This window comes from Methylotuvimicrobium alcaliphilum 20Z, assembly GCF_000968535.2.
Taxonomy (GTDB): Bacteria; Pseudomonadota; Gammaproteobacteria; order Methylococcales; family Methylomonadaceae; genus Methylotuvimicrobium; species Methylotuvimicrobium alcaliphilum.
Map to the genome: position 1 here is coordinate 4,083,221 of NC_016112.1, position 18,671 is coordinate 4,101,891.

14 protein-coding genes, 2 tRNA genes and 1 rRNA gene are annotated in these 18,671 nt (G+C 48.9%); 13 read left to right on the forward strand and 4 right to left on the reverse strand.

The window, feature by feature from the left end:
- Positions 1–38: 38 nt before the first annotated feature.
- The 3 genes from MEALZ_RS17355 to MEALZ_RS17365 all read right to left on the reverse strand — a co-directional run bounded on the left by MEALZ_RS17355 (position 39) and on the right by MEALZ_RS17365 (position 2,074).
- Positions 39–115, reverse strand: a tRNA-Ile gene (locus MEALZ_RS17355).
- Positions 116–182: 67 nt separating this feature from the next.
- Positions 183–1,717, reverse strand: a 16S ribosomal RNA gene (locus MEALZ_RS17360).
- Between the two features lie 281 nt (positions 1,718–1,998).
- Positions 1,999–2,074 (reverse strand) — tRNA-Phe (locus tag MEALZ_RS17365).
- Between the two features lie 740 nt (positions 2,075–2,814).
- Here MEALZ_RS17365 and hslV point away from each other — a divergent pair.
- The 12 genes from hslV to MEALZ_RS17425 all read left to right on the forward strand — a co-directional run bounded on the left by hslV (position 2,815) and on the right by MEALZ_RS17425 (position 16,114).
- Positions 2,815–3,372 (forward strand): ATP-dependent protease subunit HslV, encoded by a 558-nt coding sequence (gene hslV / locus MEALZ_RS17370; RefSeq protein WP_046061232.1) that lies wholly within the window; start codon positions 2,815–2,817, stop codon positions 3,370–3,372.
- Positions 3,369–4,694: an ATP-dependent protease ATPase subunit HslU gene (gene hslU, locus MEALZ_RS17375; RefSeq protein ID WP_014149957.1), complete on the forward strand. Its 1,326-nt coding sequence runs from the start codon at positions 3,369–3,371 to the stop codon at positions 4,692–4,694. The genes hslV and hslU overlap by 4 nt, the downstream gene beginning before the upstream one ends.
- A gap of 4 nt (positions 4,695–4,698) precedes the next feature.
- Positions 4,699–5,076: a gamma-butyrobetaine hydroxylase-like domain-containing protein gene (locus MEALZ_RS17380; protein WP_014149958.1), complete on the forward strand. Its 378-nt coding sequence runs from the start codon at positions 4,699–4,701 to the stop codon at positions 5,074–5,076.
- A 441-nt stretch (positions 5,077–5,517) separates the two neighbouring features.
- Positions 5,518–6,267, forward strand: coding sequence for a bifunctional demethylmenaquinone methyltransferase/2-methoxy-6-polyprenyl-1,4-benzoquinol methylase UbiE (gene ubiE, locus MEALZ_RS17385; RefSeq protein ID WP_014149959.1), 750 nt, complete (start codon positions 5,518–5,520; stop codon positions 6,265–6,267).
- Positions 6,268–6,299: 32 nt separating this feature from the next.
- Entirely contained in the window at positions 6,300–6,908 is a 609-nt protein-coding gene (locus tag MEALZ_RS17390) for a ubiquinone biosynthesis accessory factor UbiJ (protein ID WP_046061665.1), read from the forward strand.
- Positions 6,909–6,968: 60 nt separating this feature from the next.
- Positions 6,969–8,519 carry a ubiquinone biosynthesis regulatory protein kinase UbiB gene (gene ubiB / locus MEALZ_RS17395; protein WP_014149961.1) on the forward strand — a complete coding sequence of 517 codons (1,551 nt, stop codon included), beginning with the start codon at positions 6,969–6,971 and terminating at the stop codon, positions 8,517–8,519.
- Between the two features lie 470 nt (positions 8,520–8,989).
- Positions 8,990–10,162: a phosphoglycerate kinase gene (locus MEALZ_RS17400; protein WP_014149962.1), complete on the forward strand. Its 1,173-nt coding sequence runs from the start codon at positions 8,990–8,992 to the stop codon at positions 10,160–10,162.
- A 418-nt stretch (positions 10,163–10,580) separates the two neighbouring features.
- Entirely contained in the window at positions 10,581–10,820 is a 240-nt protein-coding gene (gene rpoZ, locus MEALZ_RS17405; RefSeq protein WP_014149963.1) for a DNA-directed RNA polymerase subunit omega, read from the forward strand.
- A gap of 7 nt (positions 10,821–10,827) precedes the next feature.
- The gene (spoT, locus tag MEALZ_RS17410; protein ID WP_014149964.1) at positions 10,828–13,011 is read left to right on the forward strand and encodes a bifunctional GTP diphosphokinase/guanosine-3',5'-bis pyrophosphate 3'-pyrophosphohydrolase; all 2,184 of its coding nucleotides are present in this window, start codon (positions 10,828–10,830) and stop codon (positions 13,009–13,011) included.
- Positions 13,012–13,046: 35 nt separating this feature from the next.
- A complete protein-coding gene (locus MEALZ_RS17415) occupies positions 13,047–13,448 on the forward strand; it encodes a RidA family protein (protein WP_014149965.1) in 402 nt (133 codons plus the stop codon).
- Between the two features lie 15 nt (positions 13,449–13,463).
- Positions 13,464–15,545, forward strand: coding sequence for an ATP-dependent DNA helicase RecG (recG, locus tag MEALZ_RS17420; protein WP_014149966.1), 2,082 nt, complete (start codon positions 13,464–13,466; stop codon positions 15,543–15,545).
- Positions 15,542–16,114, forward strand: coding sequence for a chorismate--pyruvate lyase family protein (locus tag MEALZ_RS17425; RefSeq protein ID WP_014149967.1), 573 nt, complete (start codon positions 15,542–15,544; stop codon positions 16,112–16,114). Before recG ends, MEALZ_RS17425 begins: the two co-directional genes overlap by 4 nt.
- 78 nt (positions 16,115–16,192) lie before the next feature.
- Here the strand turns inward: MEALZ_RS17425 and MEALZ_RS17430 are convergent, their stop codons facing one another.
- A complete protein-coding gene (locus MEALZ_RS17430) occupies positions 16,193–16,636 on the reverse strand; it encodes a hypothetical protein (protein ID WP_014149968.1) in 444 nt (147 codons plus the stop codon).
- A 308-nt stretch (positions 16,637–16,944) separates the two neighbouring features.
- On the opposite strand from MEALZ_RS17430, the gene hemL reads away from it, so the two are divergent.
- Positions 16,945–18,225: a glutamate-1-semialdehyde 2,1-aminomutase gene (hemL, locus tag MEALZ_RS17435; protein ID WP_014149969.1), complete on the forward strand. Its 1,281-nt coding sequence runs from the start codon at positions 16,945–16,947 to the stop codon at positions 18,223–18,225.
- Positions 18,226–18,671 lie beyond the last annotated feature (446 nt).

Consider the following 18,671-nt stretch of genomic DNA (forward strand, 5'->3'; position numbering starts at 1 on the left):
TGACGGGTGGTCCTTCCGCTTCCAGGCTTGCGCCGCGTTGGTGGGCCTGGGAGGATTTGAACCTCCGACCTCACCCTTATCAGGGGTGCGCTCTAACCAACTGAGCTACAGGCCCAGGCTCGTGACGTCTTCGATCAAAATAATTTGTTGTGGGTACTTATGACGAACGCTTGCTGTCTTTGTAAGGAGGTGATCCAGCCCCAGGTTCCCCTAGGGCTACCTTGTTACGACTTCACCCCAGTCATGAATCACAAAGTGGTAAGCGCCCTCCCGAAGGTTAAACTACCTACTTCTTTTGCAACCCACTCCCATGGTGTGACGGGCGGTGTGTACAAGGCCCGGGAACGTATTCACCGCGACATTCTGATTCGCGATTACTAGCGATTCCGACTTCATGCAGTCGAGTTGCAGACTGCAATCCGGACTAGGACCGGCTTTCTGGGATTTGCTGACTTTCGCAAGTTCGCTGCCCTCTGTACCGGCCATTGTAGCACGTGTGTAGCCCTACCCATAAGGGCCATGATGACTTGACGTCGTCCCCACCTTCCTCCGGTTTATCACCGGCAGTCTCCCTAGAGTTCCCAGCTTGACCTGTTGGCAACTAAGGATAAGGGTTGCGCTCGTTACGGGACTTAACCCAACATCTCACGACACGAGCTGACGACAGCCATGCAGCACCTGTCTCAGAGTTCCCGAAGGCACTCTACGATCTCTCACAGATTCTCTGGATGTCAAGGGTAGGTAAGGTTCTTCGCGTTGCATCGAATTAAACCACATGCTCCACCGCTTGTGCGGGCCCCCGTCAATTCATTTGAGTTTTAACCTTGCGGCCGTACTCCCCAGGCGGTCAACTTAATGCGTTAGCTGCACCACTAAGTCTTAATAAAGACCCAACGGCTAGTTGACATCGTTTACGGCGTGGACTACCAGGGTATCTAATCCTGTTTGCTACCCACGCTTTCGTACCTCAGCGTCAGTTTTAGGCCAGAGAGCCGCCTTCGCCACTGGTGTTCCTTCCGATCTCTACGCATTTCACCGCTACACCGGAAATTCCACTCTCCTCTCCTAAACTCAAGTTACCCAGTATCAAATGCCGTTCCCAGGTTAAGCCCGGGGCTTTCACATCTGACTTAAATAACCGCCTACGCACGCTTTACGCCCAGTAATTCCGATTAACGCTCGCACCCTCCGTATTACCGCGGCTGCTGGCACGGAGTTAGCCGGTGCTTCTTCTATAGGTAATGTCAAGGCATCGGCTATTAACCAACGCTTTTTCCTCCCTATTGAAAGTGCTTTACAACCCTCAGGCCTTCTTCACACACGCGGTATTGCTGGATCAGGCTTGCGCCCATTGTCCAATATTCCCCACTGCTGCCTCCCGTAGGAGTCTGGGCCGTGTCTCAGTCCCAGTGTGGCTGATCGTCCTCTCAGACCAGCTATGGATCGTCGCCTTGGTAGGCCTTTACCCCACCAACTAGCTAATCCAACGCAGGCTCATCTGATAGCGCGAGGTCCGAAGATCCCCCGCTTTCCCCCTCAGGGCGTATGCGGTATTAGCTCGGATTTCTCCGAGTTGTCCCCCACTACCAGGCAGATTCCTACGCGTTACTCACCCGTCCGCCACTCGTCGGCTCCCGAAGGACCGTTACCGTTCGACTTGCATGTGTTAAGCATACCGCCAGCGTTCAATCTGAGCCATGATCAAACTCTTCAGTTTAATATGGTTTGTGACTCAATAAGATGAGTCACCAATCTTGGCTCGACTAAGAATTAAACGTAATCGCTTTGAATTAACGTGTTGTTCTTGCGCCGAATAGTTTTAACCGCTAAGCTATTCGCCACAAGCACCCACACAAATTATTTTGATCTGCTTGTTAAAGAGCTGGAAGACTTTCTCTCCCGTTGAGCCCGCCTATTATACAGAAGCGAAACTCAATGTCAAACTTTATTTTCAATGCTTATTTAATTAATAAGCTAATAAATCTTAAACTCTTTCATTGGTGCCCAGGGGCAGAATCGAACTGCCGACACGAGGATTTTCAGTCCTCTGCTCTACCGACTGAGCTACCTAGGCGCACCGTGAAAGAGCGCGTATTAAACAGGATTCTTAATTTTGAGTCAAGCTTGTTTTGATCTTTTTTCTGCAGTGGTTAATTTATCCTTTTAAATCAACCCGATGACCTTTAAAAAAACCCGAGGAATAACCCATCGCATACACTCGTCTGCACACACGGGAATTCATTAACGAATATTGACAACAGAGACAAACCACAATTACTTCGCCTAACCTATTTTTGCTTCTAAAACACATCGTGCTAATTCTAAGAAGGGGGAGGACAAACAACATCATCTTAGGATTTCGCGATATACCCATCTTAGATCAAGATTCGGCGCCGGGATACCCATCAAAGGACGCCGTGAACCCAGCACCTAAATTATCTAAGATAGTTAACCATAGCCCATTGACTATGGAATTTAGGTGCTGGGTGAATACATCCATGCTGGCCCCTCCTCAGGCACTGCCGAAATTTGAAGTACGAAAGGTATATTTACGACCACATCCTTAAGCGTCGAGCAATATTAAACAGGCACCATCCATTTATACTTTATTATATGAACATCCAATTTTTAACGCTTAAATCAAACCCGCAGGAACTCAATTAATTTATACTTTCGTATTGCACCTATTGAAATTTCAATCGTGCAACCCATATTCTGTATTATATCCATGCTAACAATTCAGATTCTTTTCCTTATACGGGATAAGACAGGTAGAATTGCCATACTAACTCATTATTGAACCGGGAATTAGAAGTGAACTTCAGAGGAACAACCATTCTTTCCGTCCGACGCGGAGATAAAGTGGTCATTGGCGGTGACGGCCAGGTCACGCTTGGCAACACTGTTATGAAAGGCAACGCACGTAAAGTTCGGCGTTTATATCACGATAAAGTAATCGCTGGCTTCGCCGGAGCTACGGCCGATGCATTTACCTTGTTTGAGCATTTTGAAGGCAAACTGGAAAAACATCGCGGCAATTTAACTCGCGCAGCCGTTGAAATGGCTAAAGATTGGCGCACCGATCGTGCTTTACGCAGACTTGAGGCTTTGCTTACTATTGCGGACGCGAAATCCTCTTTGATCATATCAGGAACCGGAGACGTTATTGAGCCGGAACACGAACTCATAGCTATCGGCTCCGGAGGGCCTTATGCACAATCAGCAGCCCGGGCTCTGTTAGAAAATACTCAACTTAGCGCGCGTGAAATCGTTGAACGCTCGCTAAATATCGCTGCAGACATATGCATTTATACAAACCATAACCTGCGCATTGAAGAACTCGACGCTGAACCCAAAGAGCCGACCGAATGAGCCAAATGACACCAAGAGAAATCGTCCACGAACTGGATAAACACATCATAGGACAAGCTAACGCCAAACGAGCTGTCGCAATCGCGTTACGTAATCGCTGGAGGCGTAGCCTCGTTAGCGGGATTCTACGCGATGAAATCACCCCGAAAAATATCTTGATGATTGGCCCCACCGGCGTCGGTAAAACCGAAATCGCCAGACGCTTAGCCAAACTAGCGAACGCGCCATTCATTAAAATCGAAGCTACTAAATTTACCGAAGTGGGCTATGTGGGCCGCGACGTTGAATCGATTATTCGCGATCTCGTCGATACCGCGGTAAAAATGACCCGCCAAGAAGAGATGGATAAGGTTCAAAACAGAGCGGCCGATGCCGCTGAAGAATCCGTACTCGACATCTTACTACCTAGCGCCAGCGGCGGCATGCTTTCCGAAACCGAGTCGTCCACGCGTCAAAAGATGCGCAAAAAACTACGCGAAGGCGAATTAGACGACAAAGAAATTGAAATCGATGTCCACGTTGCCCCGCTCGGCGTTGAAATCATGGCTCCTCCCGGCATGGAAGAAATGACCAGTCAATTACAAGGGATGTTTCAAAATCTCAGTAGCAGCCGAAAAAGCACTCGTAAAATGAAAACCAAGGATGCTTTGAAAGTACTGCAAGAAGAAGAAGCCGCCAAACTGGTCAATGAAGAAGATATCAAGCTACGCGCTGTTGAATCCGTGGAACAAAACGGCATCGTTTTCTTAGACGAAATCGATAAAATTTGTAAACGATCCGAAATAGGCAGCGGTGGCGGCGAGGTTTCCCGAGAAGGCGTTCAACGAGATTTGCTACCACTGGTTGAAGGCAGCACGGTCAGCACCAAATATGGCACAATCAAAACCGATCATATTTTGTTTATTGCCTCAGGCGCCTTTCATTTGACCAAACCATCGGATCTTATTCCGGAATTGCAGGGCCGTTTTCCTATCCGAGTTGAACTCGATGCCCTAACCGCCGATGACTTTGTGCGTATCTTGACAGAACCGGACGCCTCATTGACTGAGCAATACCAAGCTTTATTAGCTACCGAAGGAGTATTGCTGAACTTCTCTCAGGACGGCATTCAACGCATTGCCGAACTTGGCTGGCAAGTCAATGAAACAACGGAAAACATTGGCGCACGAAGATTACATACCCTATTAGAGCGGTTACTGGAGGAAATATCCTTTAACGCACCTGACTTAAACGAACAATCGATCACGATTGACGCCGGCTATGTCGATGCCCATCTTGCCGAGTTAGCTCAGGATGAAGACTTAAGCCGATACATACTCTAAACTTATGCGCCTGACCGTACAAGAAATCGACACAACACCGACCGAAATCAAGTTACACCAGAATTCACGAATTTTGGAAATTAGTTTCGACGACGGACACACCTTTTCGTTGCCTTATGAATACCTGCGCGTCTACACGCCTTCGGCGGAAGCGATAGGCCATGGCCCCGGTCAGGAGATATTACAAATAGGCAAAGAAAACGTTACCATCAACGAACTTAAACCGGTCGGTAACTATGCGATAACCCCGGTTTTTAGCGACGGTCATAAAACTGGTATTTACACTTGGCCATTACTTTATAAATTGGGCTCGGAATACAAGGAGCTATGGGCTGCGTACTTGGATAAACTGGAAGCGACTGGACAACCACATCATCAGTAGCCATACCCCTTCCAATATATTGTAAGTCATCCTTGAGCCTAACAAAGAGCATTTGAGGCTTCACCAAGCCGGTGAAAATGTTATATGCCCATCGTAGATCAAAATTCGGCACCGGAATGTCCATCAAAGGACGCTGTGAATACGTCCATGTAGAGTCTATACCAGCTCCATGCTGGTCGCTCACCTAGCGTTAGGTGAGCGACCAGACACCCCGGTGCGCCTCCTCGGGCACTACCGAAATTTGAAATGCGAAAGATATAGCCCTCCACGCTTCGACTTGGCTCAGCACGAACGGTCTATAATAATGCCTACTGCTCTTTTAGGTTGATGACAAGACAGTTATTTCAACTATAGGTTTTGCCGCCCAAAGCCTCGACTTAGGACCAACAACCTTGATTTCGACTAAATTCAATCAATGATTAGCGCTTAACCGGAAAAAACATGACAAACGAAAACACGACACATTTCGGCTTCAAACAAGTCGCTAAGGAAGAAAAAGTTCAAATGGTCCGGAGTGTATTCGACTCCGTGGCCGGCAAATACGATATCATGAACGATTTAATGTCGTTCGGCATTCATCGCATTTGGAAACGCATCGCCGTACAACTCAGCAATGTTCGTAGCGGTGAAAGTGTACTTGACCTGGCCGGCGGCACCGGCGACCTGACAATGCTCTTCGAAAAACGCGTCGGCAAAAAAGGGCAAGTAGTCCTCGCAGACATCAACGCAGAAATGCTGCGTAATGGTCGCGATCGCCTGATCGACCACGGCATCATCGGCAACATTCGCTTCGCGCAAGTCAATGCGGAATGCCTACCTTTCGAGGACAACTCCTTCGACTGTGTTTGTATCGGCTTTGGGCTCCGCAACGTTACCGACAAAGACGCTGCATTAAGATCGATGTATCGCGTGTTAAAACCGGGCGGAAGGGTCATCGTGCTGGAATTTTCCCACCCGACCGACAAATTGACCGAAAAGGTTTACGACTTTTATTCATTCAACTTGATGCCTAAAATCGGAAAGTTCGTTGCAAAGGACGAAGAGAGCTACCGGTATTTAGCCGAATCGATCCGCATGCATCCGAAACAAGACGAACTCAAAAAAATGATGGAGAACGCAGGACTCGAACGCTGCGAATATTTCAACTTATCGCAAGGCATCGTGGCGGTGCATAGAGGCTATAAAATCTAATAATGCCTCCCCAATTTACCGACGACTCGCTCATGACCGTAAAACCCCTACTGCTTAGCGTATTCGAAGCCGCCTTGAATCGCTTCGTCGCACTTGACCGCGATGCTAGTTATTTACTGGCTCCGCTAACCGGCAAAGTGATCGGCATTACCCTCCGGCCATTCAATGAAACACTCTATCTTTGCCCTTCGGAAACCGCTATTCAGGTCTTAGACGACTACCCGGCCCCGGCCGACACGTTATTGACCGGCACAGCACTAGCATTCGGCGCAAAAGGCTTGGGAAGCACATTATTCAACGACTCGATCGAAATCAGCGGTGATAATGAAGTCGGGAATGCATTCATTAACCTTTTCGAAAAGATAGATATCGACCTCGAAGAAATACTATCGCGTTATACCGGCGATATCATTGCTCATCGCATAGGCCGATTCTTTCGTACCGGCCAAAGTTGGACCGGCGACATACTCGAAAGCTTCCGGCTCAACCTAACGGAATTTCTTCAGGAGGAAGCTCGAGACTTACCCGCAAAACCAGAGACCGATATTTTCTACCGTAAAATCAGCGACCTGCAAACCGATCTTGACCGATTACAAAGCCGTCTAGAAAATCTTGAGATTACCCATACCGAACAGCCTTAACCCTATATACAAACCAACCCCTTTGATCCATCCACGACAATATTACTACAAGGTAACTCAGTGATCCGCCCAAAAATATTGCTGCGCCTGATTCATATCAACTGGGTCCTGGTCTTCCACGGCCTTGATGAAATTGTCCTAAAAACGCATTTATTCCGGCCAATTCGGTATTTAGTCTTTTTATCGCCTACCTTTTGGCTACGGCGCGGAACAGAATCACGCGGCGTCAGAATTCGTCGTGCACTCGAAGATTTAGGCCCCATCTATGTAAAATTCGGACAAGCCTTATCCACCCGTAAGGACCTACTCCCTGAAGATATCGCGGATGAACTGGTCAAGTTGCAAGACAAGGTTCCTCCGTTTTCCAGTAGTATTGCCCGTGCAATTATCGAAAAAGAATTGGGAATACCGATCAGCGAGGCTTTCGCCGAATTCGACGACGAACCGCTAGCGTCGGCCTCGGTCGCACAAGTGCATACTGCCGTGTTAAATAACGGTGAACAGGTCATCGTCAAGGTATTACGACCCGACATCGAACAGCGCATCCGGTCCGATGTCGGCTTGCTATACGAATTAGCTCGCTTTGCCGAACGCTTTTGGAGCGATGCCCGACGATTAAGGCCTCGGGAAGTTGTTATGGAATTCGAGAAATCGACACTAGATGAACTCGACTTAGTCAGAGAAGCCGCCAACGCCGCTAAGCTGCGCCGTAATTTCGAACACTCGGAAATGATTTATGTGCCGGAAGTACATTGGCCGTTGACTCGCCAAAAAGTCATGGTCATGGAACGCATCAAAGGCATACCGGTCGGCAACATCGAACAATTGCGAGCCGGCAATGCCGACTTCAAACTGCTTGCCGAACGCGGCGTCGAAATTTTTTTCACGCAAGTCTTTCGCGATAATTTTTTTCATGCCGACATGCATCCCGGCAATATTTTCGTCGAACTCCCTGCCAAATATCTCGCTGTCGATTTCGGCATCGTCGGCACGCTGTCAGAATCCGATCAGCGCTACTTGGCTGAAAACTTTCTAGCCTTTTTCAATCGGGATTACCGCCGCGTTGCGCAAATGCATGTCGAATCAGGCTGGGTTCCCGGAACGACGCGTGTCGAAGACTTTGAATCGGCAATCCGAAGTGTTTGCGAACCGATTTTCGAAAAACCGCTCAAGGATATCTCTTTCGGACACTTATTGCTGCGTTTGTTTCAAACCGCCCGGCGCTTCGACATGCATGTTCAACCACAACTGGTGCTACTGCAAAAAACCCTGCTTAATATTGAAGGACTCGGCCGCCAACTTTATCCTGAACTAGATTTATGGCAAACCGCGAAACCATTTCTGGAAAAATGGTTTCACGAACGTCTAGGCCCAAAAGCCAAAATACAAAAAGCCTTGCAACAGTTTCCCGAACTCGCAGAGCAATTCCCGGAAATCCCGGCACTGGTTATCAAGGCATTGAACGACGCAGGTCACGCCCGCGCGCAAATGGATCAACAAAACCGCGAATTGCATTTATTACGCAAACAAATCGAACGTAACCAAAATACCACATTGACTACGATTTTGATCGGCGCGGCAATGATAGGCGCTGCTATTTTGCTACAATAATACAACTTTAGATCACGCGACTAATTTGCCATATTCATCTCGGAGCAGTGTGGATTTTTGCTCCGTGCAATATCCGCATTCACCTTGCAACTAAACTCCATAGGTCATTAGCTATGAATCGAAATCATCCATAATTTAGGCGCGAAGGCCTCGGCGTCCTTTGACGAGCTTACAGCGCATAAATTTGATTAGGAATATGCACAAAGTAACTTATACAAGTAGTAGGCTTTGTGGCGGTTTGGTGACTCGCTTGACAGGACGCCGTGAATACGTCCATGTAGGCTTGACGGCGGAATCTGATTGCCATGGATGGCATGAATGCAGATTTTGCAGGAGCAAAAATCTGCCCTGCCGCCGACACCTGTCAACCGAGCCACCAAACCCCCTCCAACAGTTGTCTAAGTTATTTCATGCTCGTTCCTTAGCTACATTTTAAACCCTATCTCAACTCAGCATCAGGAGCCAAACATATGTCGATAAAAAAAATGGTCGATCTGGACTTATCAAATAAACGCGTATTGATTCGCGAAGACTTAAATGTCCCGATCAAAAACGGGAAAGTGGCTAGCGACATCCGCATACAAGCCAGCTTGCCCACTATTAAACACGCCTTATCAGCCGGCGCCGCAGTCATTCTGATGTCGCACTTAGGTCGTCCCGAAGAAGGCGTTTACAGCGAAGAAGCCTCGATGAAACCGGTTGCCGAACATTTACAAGGCTTACTAGGCAAACCCGTGCGCTTAGAGAAAGACTGGATCGACGGTATCGAAATACAGCCAGGTGAAGTCGTTTTATGCGAAAACGTGCGCTTCAATAAAGGCGAAGGGAAAAACAGCGAAGAGCTCGGCAAAAAAATGGCTGCCCTATGCGATATTTTTGTAATGGACGCATTCGGCACCGCACATCGAGCCCAAGCGTCCACGCACAGCGTTGCGCAATTTGCACCGATCGCTTGCGCCGGCCCCTTATTAGCTAAAGAATTGGACGCCTTAGGCAAAGCATTGGAGAGCCCTGACCGGCCTCTGGTCGCAATCGTGGGCGGCTCGAAGGTTTCGACCAAGCTCACCGTACTCGAATCCCTATCGCAAAAAGTCGACCGGCTCATCGTCGGCGGCGGTATTGCCAATACCTTTATCGCTGCAGCCGGATTTCCGGTAGGCAAATCCCTCTATGAAGCCGATTTAATCGATGAAGCCAACCGATTGATGGATCAAGCAAAACGTAACGGAGCTGAAATCCCGGTTCCGGTCGATGTGGTTTGCGCAAAAGAGTTTTCGGAAAGCGCCGCCGCAACAGTCAAAAAAGTCGCCGATGTTCAAGACGACGATTTGATTATGGATATCGGTCCTGAAACTGCGGCGCTTTATGCCGACATTCTAAAATCTGCGGGCACGATCGTGTGGAACGGGCCGGTCGGAGTTTTCGAATTCGATCAATTCGGTGGCGGTACCGAAGCCCTATCTAAAGCCATTGCCGACAGCAGTGGCTTTTCAATTGCCGGCGGTGGTGATACGCTAGCGGCCATCGACAAATATGGAATCGAAGAAAAAGTATCTTATACTTCGACCGGCGGCGGCGCGTTTCTTGAATTTTTGGAGGGCAAAGAATTACCGGCCGTAGCCGTTTTACAACAACGCGCTTGAGAAGCTCTGTATCGACTGATTACACGCCGAGGCAACGACTCCGGTGAAAAGTTATCGCATCTTCGAAATCATACCCATCGCAGATCAAAATTCGGCACCAGGGGCCCGTCAAAGGACGCCGTGAGAATACGTCCATGTAGGCTCTATGCCAGCATCCATGCTGGCAAAGCCTTTGCCAGGCCCCCCGGTACCTCCTTAGGCACTGCCGAAATTTGAAGTGCGAAAGGTATAACGCCTGTTTAAACTTAACACCACTGTCTCAGCCTCTCGCGACTGTTACAAACCGTTCGTAATTTGAACTGCAAAAGAGTTATCAGAGTCTTTTATTGAAACGCTGATTTAATCAGCGTTTCCTTTTATAATAAATGCCCTTTTCATCCGGCCTATAGGCCGGTATTTATTGTTTTACAGGATCACCATGGCCAGAGTTACTATTGAAGACTGCCTTGAGCACGTCGAAAACCGTTTTAAACTGGTGTTGTTAGCCAGCAAACGCGCCCGCCAATTGAGCAAGGGCGCGGAAGAATTTATCCCGCGCGGCAAAGACAAAGACACCGTACTCGCCTTGCGCGAAATTGCTGCAGGACATGTCAATGCCGACAACATCAATCTGCTGCATCGAACCGGCGACGATACCGAAGCCGATTTAACACTCTAATAAAGCCATGTTACAACTAGCTGACAGTCTCGAACTCGAACGTCCTCAGGATAAACTGATCCGGCGTTTATGCTCGACTCTGGAAAGCTATATGGACCAAAACCAAATCAACGATATCTGCAGGGCCTATCAGTATGGTGCGGAGGCGCATGCCGGCCAGTTCAGAAAGAGCGGAGAAGCTTACATTTGCCACCCTATCGCCGTGGCCATCAGCCTGGCGGAAATGCGCATGGATGCGAAAGGGATCATGGCAGCGCTACTGCATGATGTCATCGAAGACACGCACGCCAGCAAGGATGACCTCGGCCGCTTGTTTAGCATGGAAGTGGCCGAACTGGTTGACGGCGTTACAAAGCTGAGCAAAATCGACAGCAAATCGAGAGCCGAAGCTCAGGCGGAAAATGTCCGAAAAATGTTTTTGGCCATGACCAAAGATTTGCGCGTCATCATGGTCAAACTAGCCGATCGTCTGCACAACATGCAAACCTTAGGCTCGATGCCACCTGAAAAAAAACGCCGCATCGCTCGAGAAACACTGGATATTTATGCGCCCATCGCCAACCGACTGGGCATGAACCATATCCGCCATCAATTGGAATCCCTCGGTTTTAAAGCCTTATACCCCGGCCGCCATGCAGTCCTAAAAAACGCCGTCAAAAAAGCGCGAGGGAATCGAAGAGAAATCGTCGAAATCATCCAGAATTCGATTAAAAACCGCCTACGCGAAGCCGGCTTGGAATGCGAAGTCGAAGGACGTGAAAAAAATCTTTATAGCATTTATCAAAAAATGCTCAACAAAAAGATATCCTTTGCCGACGTGTTCGACGTTTATGCCTTTAGAATTCTTTGCGATCAACCCGACACCTGCTATCGCGTACTGGGCGTCGTTCATAATCTCTATAACCCGGTCCCCGGGCGATTCAAGGATTATATCGCATTGTCCAAGGCTAACGGTTATCAGTCCCTGCATACGATATTGATCGGCCCTTACGGTGTCCCGATTGAAATTCAAATCAGAACCCATGAAATGCACCGAATGTCGGAATCGGGCATTGCCGCACATTGGCTTTATAAATCCGATAGCGATAAAGCGGAAAGCGACAAAACCGAGCATGCCCAAGCACGAGCTAATGAATGGCTGCGTGAATTACTGGAGATTCACAAATCGGCCGGCAACTCCATGGAGTTTATCGATAATCTTAAAATCGACCTCTACCCCCAAGAAGTCTTCGTATTCACGCCTCAAGGCGGTATTATCAAATTGCCACGCGGCGCGACGATCGTCGACTTCGCTTATGCGGTGCATACCGATATCGGCAATTCCTGCGTCTCGGCTCGGGTCGATAAACAACTGGTGCCGTTGCAAACGCAACTCGAAAACGGCTTAACCGTCGAAGTCATCACCACATCTTGGGCCCGACCCAATCCGCTCTGGCTAAACTATGTCGTCACCGCTAAGGCCCGCAGCAGCATCCGCGCCTATCTAAAGAACTTTAAACAACAGGAAGCGATCAACCTCGGACGCCGCCTCCTGGAAAAAGAATTGCAAGGCATGAACTTACAATTGGACACCATTCCATCGGAGCGCGTGAACAAACTTTTGGAGGTGCTGTCGGTCAACTCGATGGATGTCTTACTCGAGGACATAGGACTCGGTAATAAAATGCCGTTTTTGGTCGCCAAACGCTTGAGCCAAGACGACATCTCGTCGACGGTTAGACTCGACGATAACGAACAAGGCATCAACAGCCCGCTAATTATCAAAGGTACGGAAGGCATGGTCGTCACACTGGCCAAATGTTGCCGCCCGATACCGGGCGATTCGATCGTCGGTTTTTTCAACCCCGGACGCGGCATCGTCGTTCATCATCATGAATGCAGAAACAGCAGCGATTCAAGAAAAAAACAAACCGGCTGGCTGGATGTCGAATGGAGCAAGGATACCAGTGGAGAATTTCCGGCGGAAATTCGCATTGAGCTACTCAATCAACGGGGAACACTCGCAACTATCGCCGCAACCATCTCAGAAATGGACTCGAATATCGAAAACGTCACTGTAGTCGACCAGGACGACCGAGTCTCGGTCGATTTGATCACACTCACCGTTAAAGACCGAGTCCATTTAGCCAATATTATGCGCCGCCTGAAAAAATTGACGATTGTTTTAAAGATTACGCGAGTCAAGGCCTAGATAAATACTCTTAGATCAAACTTATCACTCTGCTCATGAATAAAGAAATCATCCATACTCCGGACGCGCCACAAGCCATCGGCACTTATTCACAGGCCGTTAAGGTCGACAATACCGTTTACTTATCCGGTCAAATCCCCTTGAACCCTAAAACCATGGACGTTGTCTCGGAAGACATTCGTAACCAAATCACCCAAGTGTTCCTTAACTTAAAAGCGGTCGCATTAGCGGCCGGCGGCGATTTAACGGATATCGTCAAATTGAATGTTTATTTAACCGACCTATCCAACTTCCCTATCGTCAACGAGGTCATGGGTGAATTCATCAGCGAACCCTACCCGGCCCGAGCCGCGATCGGAGTCGCAGCATTACCGAAAGGTGTTGGCGTCGAAATTGACGCTGTCATGCATTTACGTAACGAACTCTATCCGGCATAGAGCCAACACTCTACGATGGACCGTAACGATCCACTTGATCAATCGGTCGCTTCATTGGGCGGCATCGGCAAACAAACGGCAAGCAAGCTAGAAAAGCTAGGCATCCGAAACTGTCAGGATCTTATCTTCCATCTCCCACACCGCTATGAGGATAGAACTCGAACCCAAGCCATTGGGGCTCTAAAACCGGGGATGACTGCCTTGATCAAAGGCAAAGTCGAATTAACCGACACGCTGCTGCGAGGCCGTAAAAGCCTGATCTGCCGAATCGGCGACGGCACCGGGTTTATTAGTCTACGTTTTTTTCATTTTAGCGCCGCGCAACTGACGCAGCTGAGCCCGGGAACCTACCTCAGTTGTTTCGCGGAAGTGCGTCACGGCTATGCGGGCTTAGAAATGATCCATCCCGACTATAAAATCCTCAACAATCCCGAACAAACGGTCACCGAAGACACCTTAACGCCGGTTTATCCGCTGACCGAAGGCTTAAGCCAATCCTTACTTAGAAAAGCGATCAAACAAACGTTAAACCTGCATCTTAAACACTTGACCGATTGGTTACCGGAATCGCTTTTACAGCGTTTCCATTATCCTACGCTAATAGAGGCCATCAACTTCCTGCATGCCCCAAGCGAACAGATGACCGCCGAGACATTACTCCAAAACGATAATCCGGCGCGAAAACGCTTAGCCTTTGAAGAACTGTTAAGTCATCATCTCAGTTTGAGAGTCGTCCGTGAACAAGCCCGCGCACAGCCAGCCCCTCCTTTTACTATTGACGAGATTACCCGTCGGCATTTTCTAAAATCGCTACCTTTCCAACTAACCGGTGCGCAACAACGCGTTATTACTGAAATCGAAGCCGATTGCAGTCAACAACAACCCATGTTACGCCTGGTACAGGGCGATGTCGGCTCCGGCAAAACCGTCGTTTCGGCATACGCCGCCTTACTAGCCTTGGCAACGGGATATCAAGTCGCAGTCATGGCGCCGACTGAATTGCTGGCCGAACAACATTTTCGAAATTTTAGCGCATGGTTCGACAGTTTTCAGACTCAAATCATCTTCTTGACCGGGCAAATCAAAGGCAATACCCGAAAGGCCGCGCTCGAATCGCTTGAAGATGGCTCTGCCGGCATCGTGATCGGGACACACGCCCTATTTCAAGAATCCGTCACCTTTAAAAAACTAGGTTTGATCGTCATCGACGAACAGCACCGCTTCGGCGTGCATCAACGTATGGCGCTCAGAGACAAAGGGCGTAATGCCGGAATTCGACCGCATCAACTGGTCATGACCGCCACACCGATCCCGCGAACCCTGGCTATGCTACAATACTCGGACCTGGATATCTCGATCATCGACGAATTACCGCCCGGCAGAAAGCCCATCGTCACCAGCGTCATTCCCTCCGAACGCCGCGAAGAGGTCATTGCCCGTATCGGTCACTGGGTCGCTCAGAAACGTCAGGCCTACTGGGTCTGCACCTTGATCGAGGAGTCCGAGGCCTTACAATGCGAAGCCGCCGAAAAAACCGCTGAACTACTCACCCAAGTATTACCGGACATTCGCATTGCACTGGTACACGGACGCATGAAAGCCGCCGACAAGGATGCCGTAATGCAAGACTTTAAGAACCACCGAATCGATCTTTTAGTCGCGACCACCGTCATCGAAGTTGGCGTGGATGTTCCTAACGCCGGACTCATGATCATCGAAAATCCGGAACGCTTGGGCCTATCTCAACTTCACCAGCTACGAGGACGGGTCGGCCGGGGCAAAGACGATAGTTATTGTTTGCTACTCTATCAATCCCCTCTCTCCGACACGGCGAGACATCGGCTCGGTATTCTAAGAGACACAAACGACGGCTTTATGATTGCCGAAAAAGACTTGGAGCTACGCGGACCGGGCGAAGTCATGGGTACCCGACAAACCGGGCAAATGCAATTTAAAATCGCCGATTTGGATCGAGACACGGATCTACTGGATAATATCCCAACGATTGCCGAATCGCTGCTTCACCATTCCCCCGATGCCGTTCAACCGTTAATCAAACGCTGGCTCGGAGAAACCGTCAATTATGCCGAGGTATGATACGCTTGCCGATTAAAAGCCTTTTATTAACACAAGAACCGAACTGGATCGTCAGTCGCCCCGGAGAGCACCATACGATTCCGCGGTCAGCGCAATCCTGGATCTACGAGCCCGGATCGATCACGCAACGATTGCGCAGCTACTACGGCGATGCCGTCAAAGTAAAAATACTACTCAATTGCCGGCGCCTGCCTTTTTTGAGCGAGCGCGAACGGCTCAAACTCAATCCGGGACGTTACACCTTAACCCGCGAGGTGTTATTGCATGCCGACGGCAAGCCGCTAGTCTTAGCTCGTACGCTGATTCCGGAAAAAACAATCAAAGCCGCTCGGCGCAACCTAGCCCACCTTGGCACTAAACCGCTGGGAGAAGTGATTTTTTCTTATCCTAAGTTAGCCAGACTGGAAATGGATTTCGCGCTTATCGCCCCGCCGCTTTGGACGCCCTTTGCCGTCAACGAAGCCTGTATCGAACAACCGCTCTGGGCAAGAAGAACCGTATACGCCATCCGCCAAAAACCGCTACTGGTTAACGAGTTCTTTTTACCGGAAGTTTTAAACTTGCTTTAAATCGAATTCGGCGCTGGCGGATGTTGCATGAACCTTCACCGCCAAGCGCCGAATTTTAAACGTAAGCGCTAGAACTAATTAGCGCTTACCGAATAGATTAGGACTTTTCGGTTGGGCTTTTTTTTGCAGACAGTGGTATGCGGCGCTTTCGAATTTAATCCTAAGAGACTGCGTATTTTTATTTTCTTTGACGAATAGCTCGGCTTCCTTAGCCGTCAAATCCTTGAGCAGATAAGTCGCGATACACATGCAAGGTTCGGCAAAACGTTTTCTGTCGAGTTCTTTATTGACTGAATTCTTAACTTCCCTTTCCACACATTGATCGGCAAATTGGTGTTCGAATTGATGCTTGACCAAATCGCTGACTTCGCTCCCATGCGCGTGATCAAACTTGACATGAGCTTTGGTTTTAACCGGCTCCGAAGGCCTCGAAGAAGACTTATCGTCCGAGCATCCGGCGATCAAAAAAAAGCCCGTCAACAAGACGCCCCACACTAGACTAATATTTTTTATATAATGCATTGTTTTGGTAATAGTTTTAAAGTTTAGATACTTAAGGCCAAACGAAACAATAATATGATGATTTCATGTCTTTGTATACCCTAGTACAATAGGAGTCGAAACCATCAGTCCTTTACAAGTATATATTTCGCACTTCAAATTTCGGCATTGTCGGAGGAGGCCTTGGGGTGCTCGGTAAAGGCTTTGCCAGCATGGAGCTGGCATAGAGCCTACATGGAAGTATTTACGGCGTCCTTTGACGGGTACCCCAAGGCCGAATTTTCATCTACGATGGTTATACTTTGACCCGCTCTAATTCAAAAAAAATCATGACCCATTCAAACGATCTATTCTCCGCAGCAAAACAAGTCATTCCCGGCGGCGTCAATTCGCCGGTTAGATCATTCGGCGGCGTCGGCGGCACACCGGTTTTCATCGACCATGCTTCCGGCCCTTATATTTTCGATAGCGAAAACAAGCGTTACATCGATTATGTCGGTTCCTGGGGACCAATGATTCTAGGACACGCCCATCCTGAAGTGATCGCTGCCGTCACTGAAACCGCCCAAAAAGGTCTTAGCTTCGGTGCGCCGACCAAAATTGAAACCCGCATTGCTCAAGCCGTTTGCGAACTGATGCCGTCGATCGAGTTGGTTAGAATGGTCAGTTCCGGCACCGAAGCGACAATGAGCGCGATTCGCTTAGCCCGCGGCTTCACCGAACGCGACAAAATCGTTAAATTCGAAGGTTGTTATCACGGCCATTCCGACTCGCTCTTGGTCAAGGCCGGCTCGGGAGCACTAACATTCGGAGTACCGAGTTCGCCGGGCGTTCCTGCGGCTCTGGCGGAAAATACGATCACGTTAACCTACAACGATAACGAATCTGTCGTCGAGTTATTCAAAAAAATCGGCGACAGCATCGCTTGCATCATAGTCGAACCGGTCGCCGGCAATATGAACTGCATCCCGCCGGTTTCCGGTTTTCTCGAAACGCTACGCCAAGTCTGCGACGAATCCGGCGCGCTATTGATTTTCGATGAAGTAATGACCGGATTCCGTGTAGGATTGCATGGCGCACAAGGGGTTTACAACATCACGCCCGACCTGACCACGCTCGGTAAAGTCATCGGCGGTGGCATGCCGGTCGGCGCTTTTGGCGGCAAACGACAAGTCATGGAATATCTCGCACCGATCGGTCCGGTTTACCAAGCCGGTACACTCTCGGGCAACCCGGTCGCCATGGCCGCGGGACTGAAAACACTCGAGCTGATTGCGAAACCGAACTTCTACGAAGTTTTAACCGAGAAAACGGCCCGCTTCGTCAATGGCATGAAAGACCGTGCCAGCCAAGCAGGAATACCCCTTTCAAGCAATGTCGTCGGAGGCATGTTCGGCTTGTTTTTCAGCGAAGACAAGCAAATCACTTCGTTCGCACAAGTCGCTCAATGCGATCAAGACCGTTTCAAACGCTTTTTCCACTCAATGCTCGACAATGGTGTTTATCTGGCTCCGTCGGCCTTCGAAGCCGGTTTCGTTTCAGCCGCGCATAGTGACGAGATCATCGATGAAACGCTGGATATCGCGGCAAAAGTCTTCAAGACTTTATAAACACGCGGATTAACCCTATCGTCGATTAAATTTCGGCACTTCAATACCTTCTCTCTTTGAGAGAAGGTTAGAATGAGAGCGATTAAAAGCTGAAACTTGATGCGCGTGTACTATAAACCTAACGTTCATGAAGGCCCGGCAAATGAAAGCGCGTGGCGTTGGTGGAGGGTGCGATCACTCGCCCGACAGGACGCCGGTGCCGAATTTTGATCTACGATGGGTATATATCGAAAAATTAAATAAAGAGTCTAAATCTACGAACTTTCACAGTAAAGTCGGTAGTTTAACCATAAAGCACATGCAGTATATTAGTTAATTCAATAGGTTGCTTTAGCAACCCACTAATTTTCGGGTGAACGAAAGTTTTACACAAACGGGTAAGAAGCTATTCTTCATGATTTTCATGGTGAAAGGCTCTTTCTAGGATAAACCAATTCGAGTTCTTT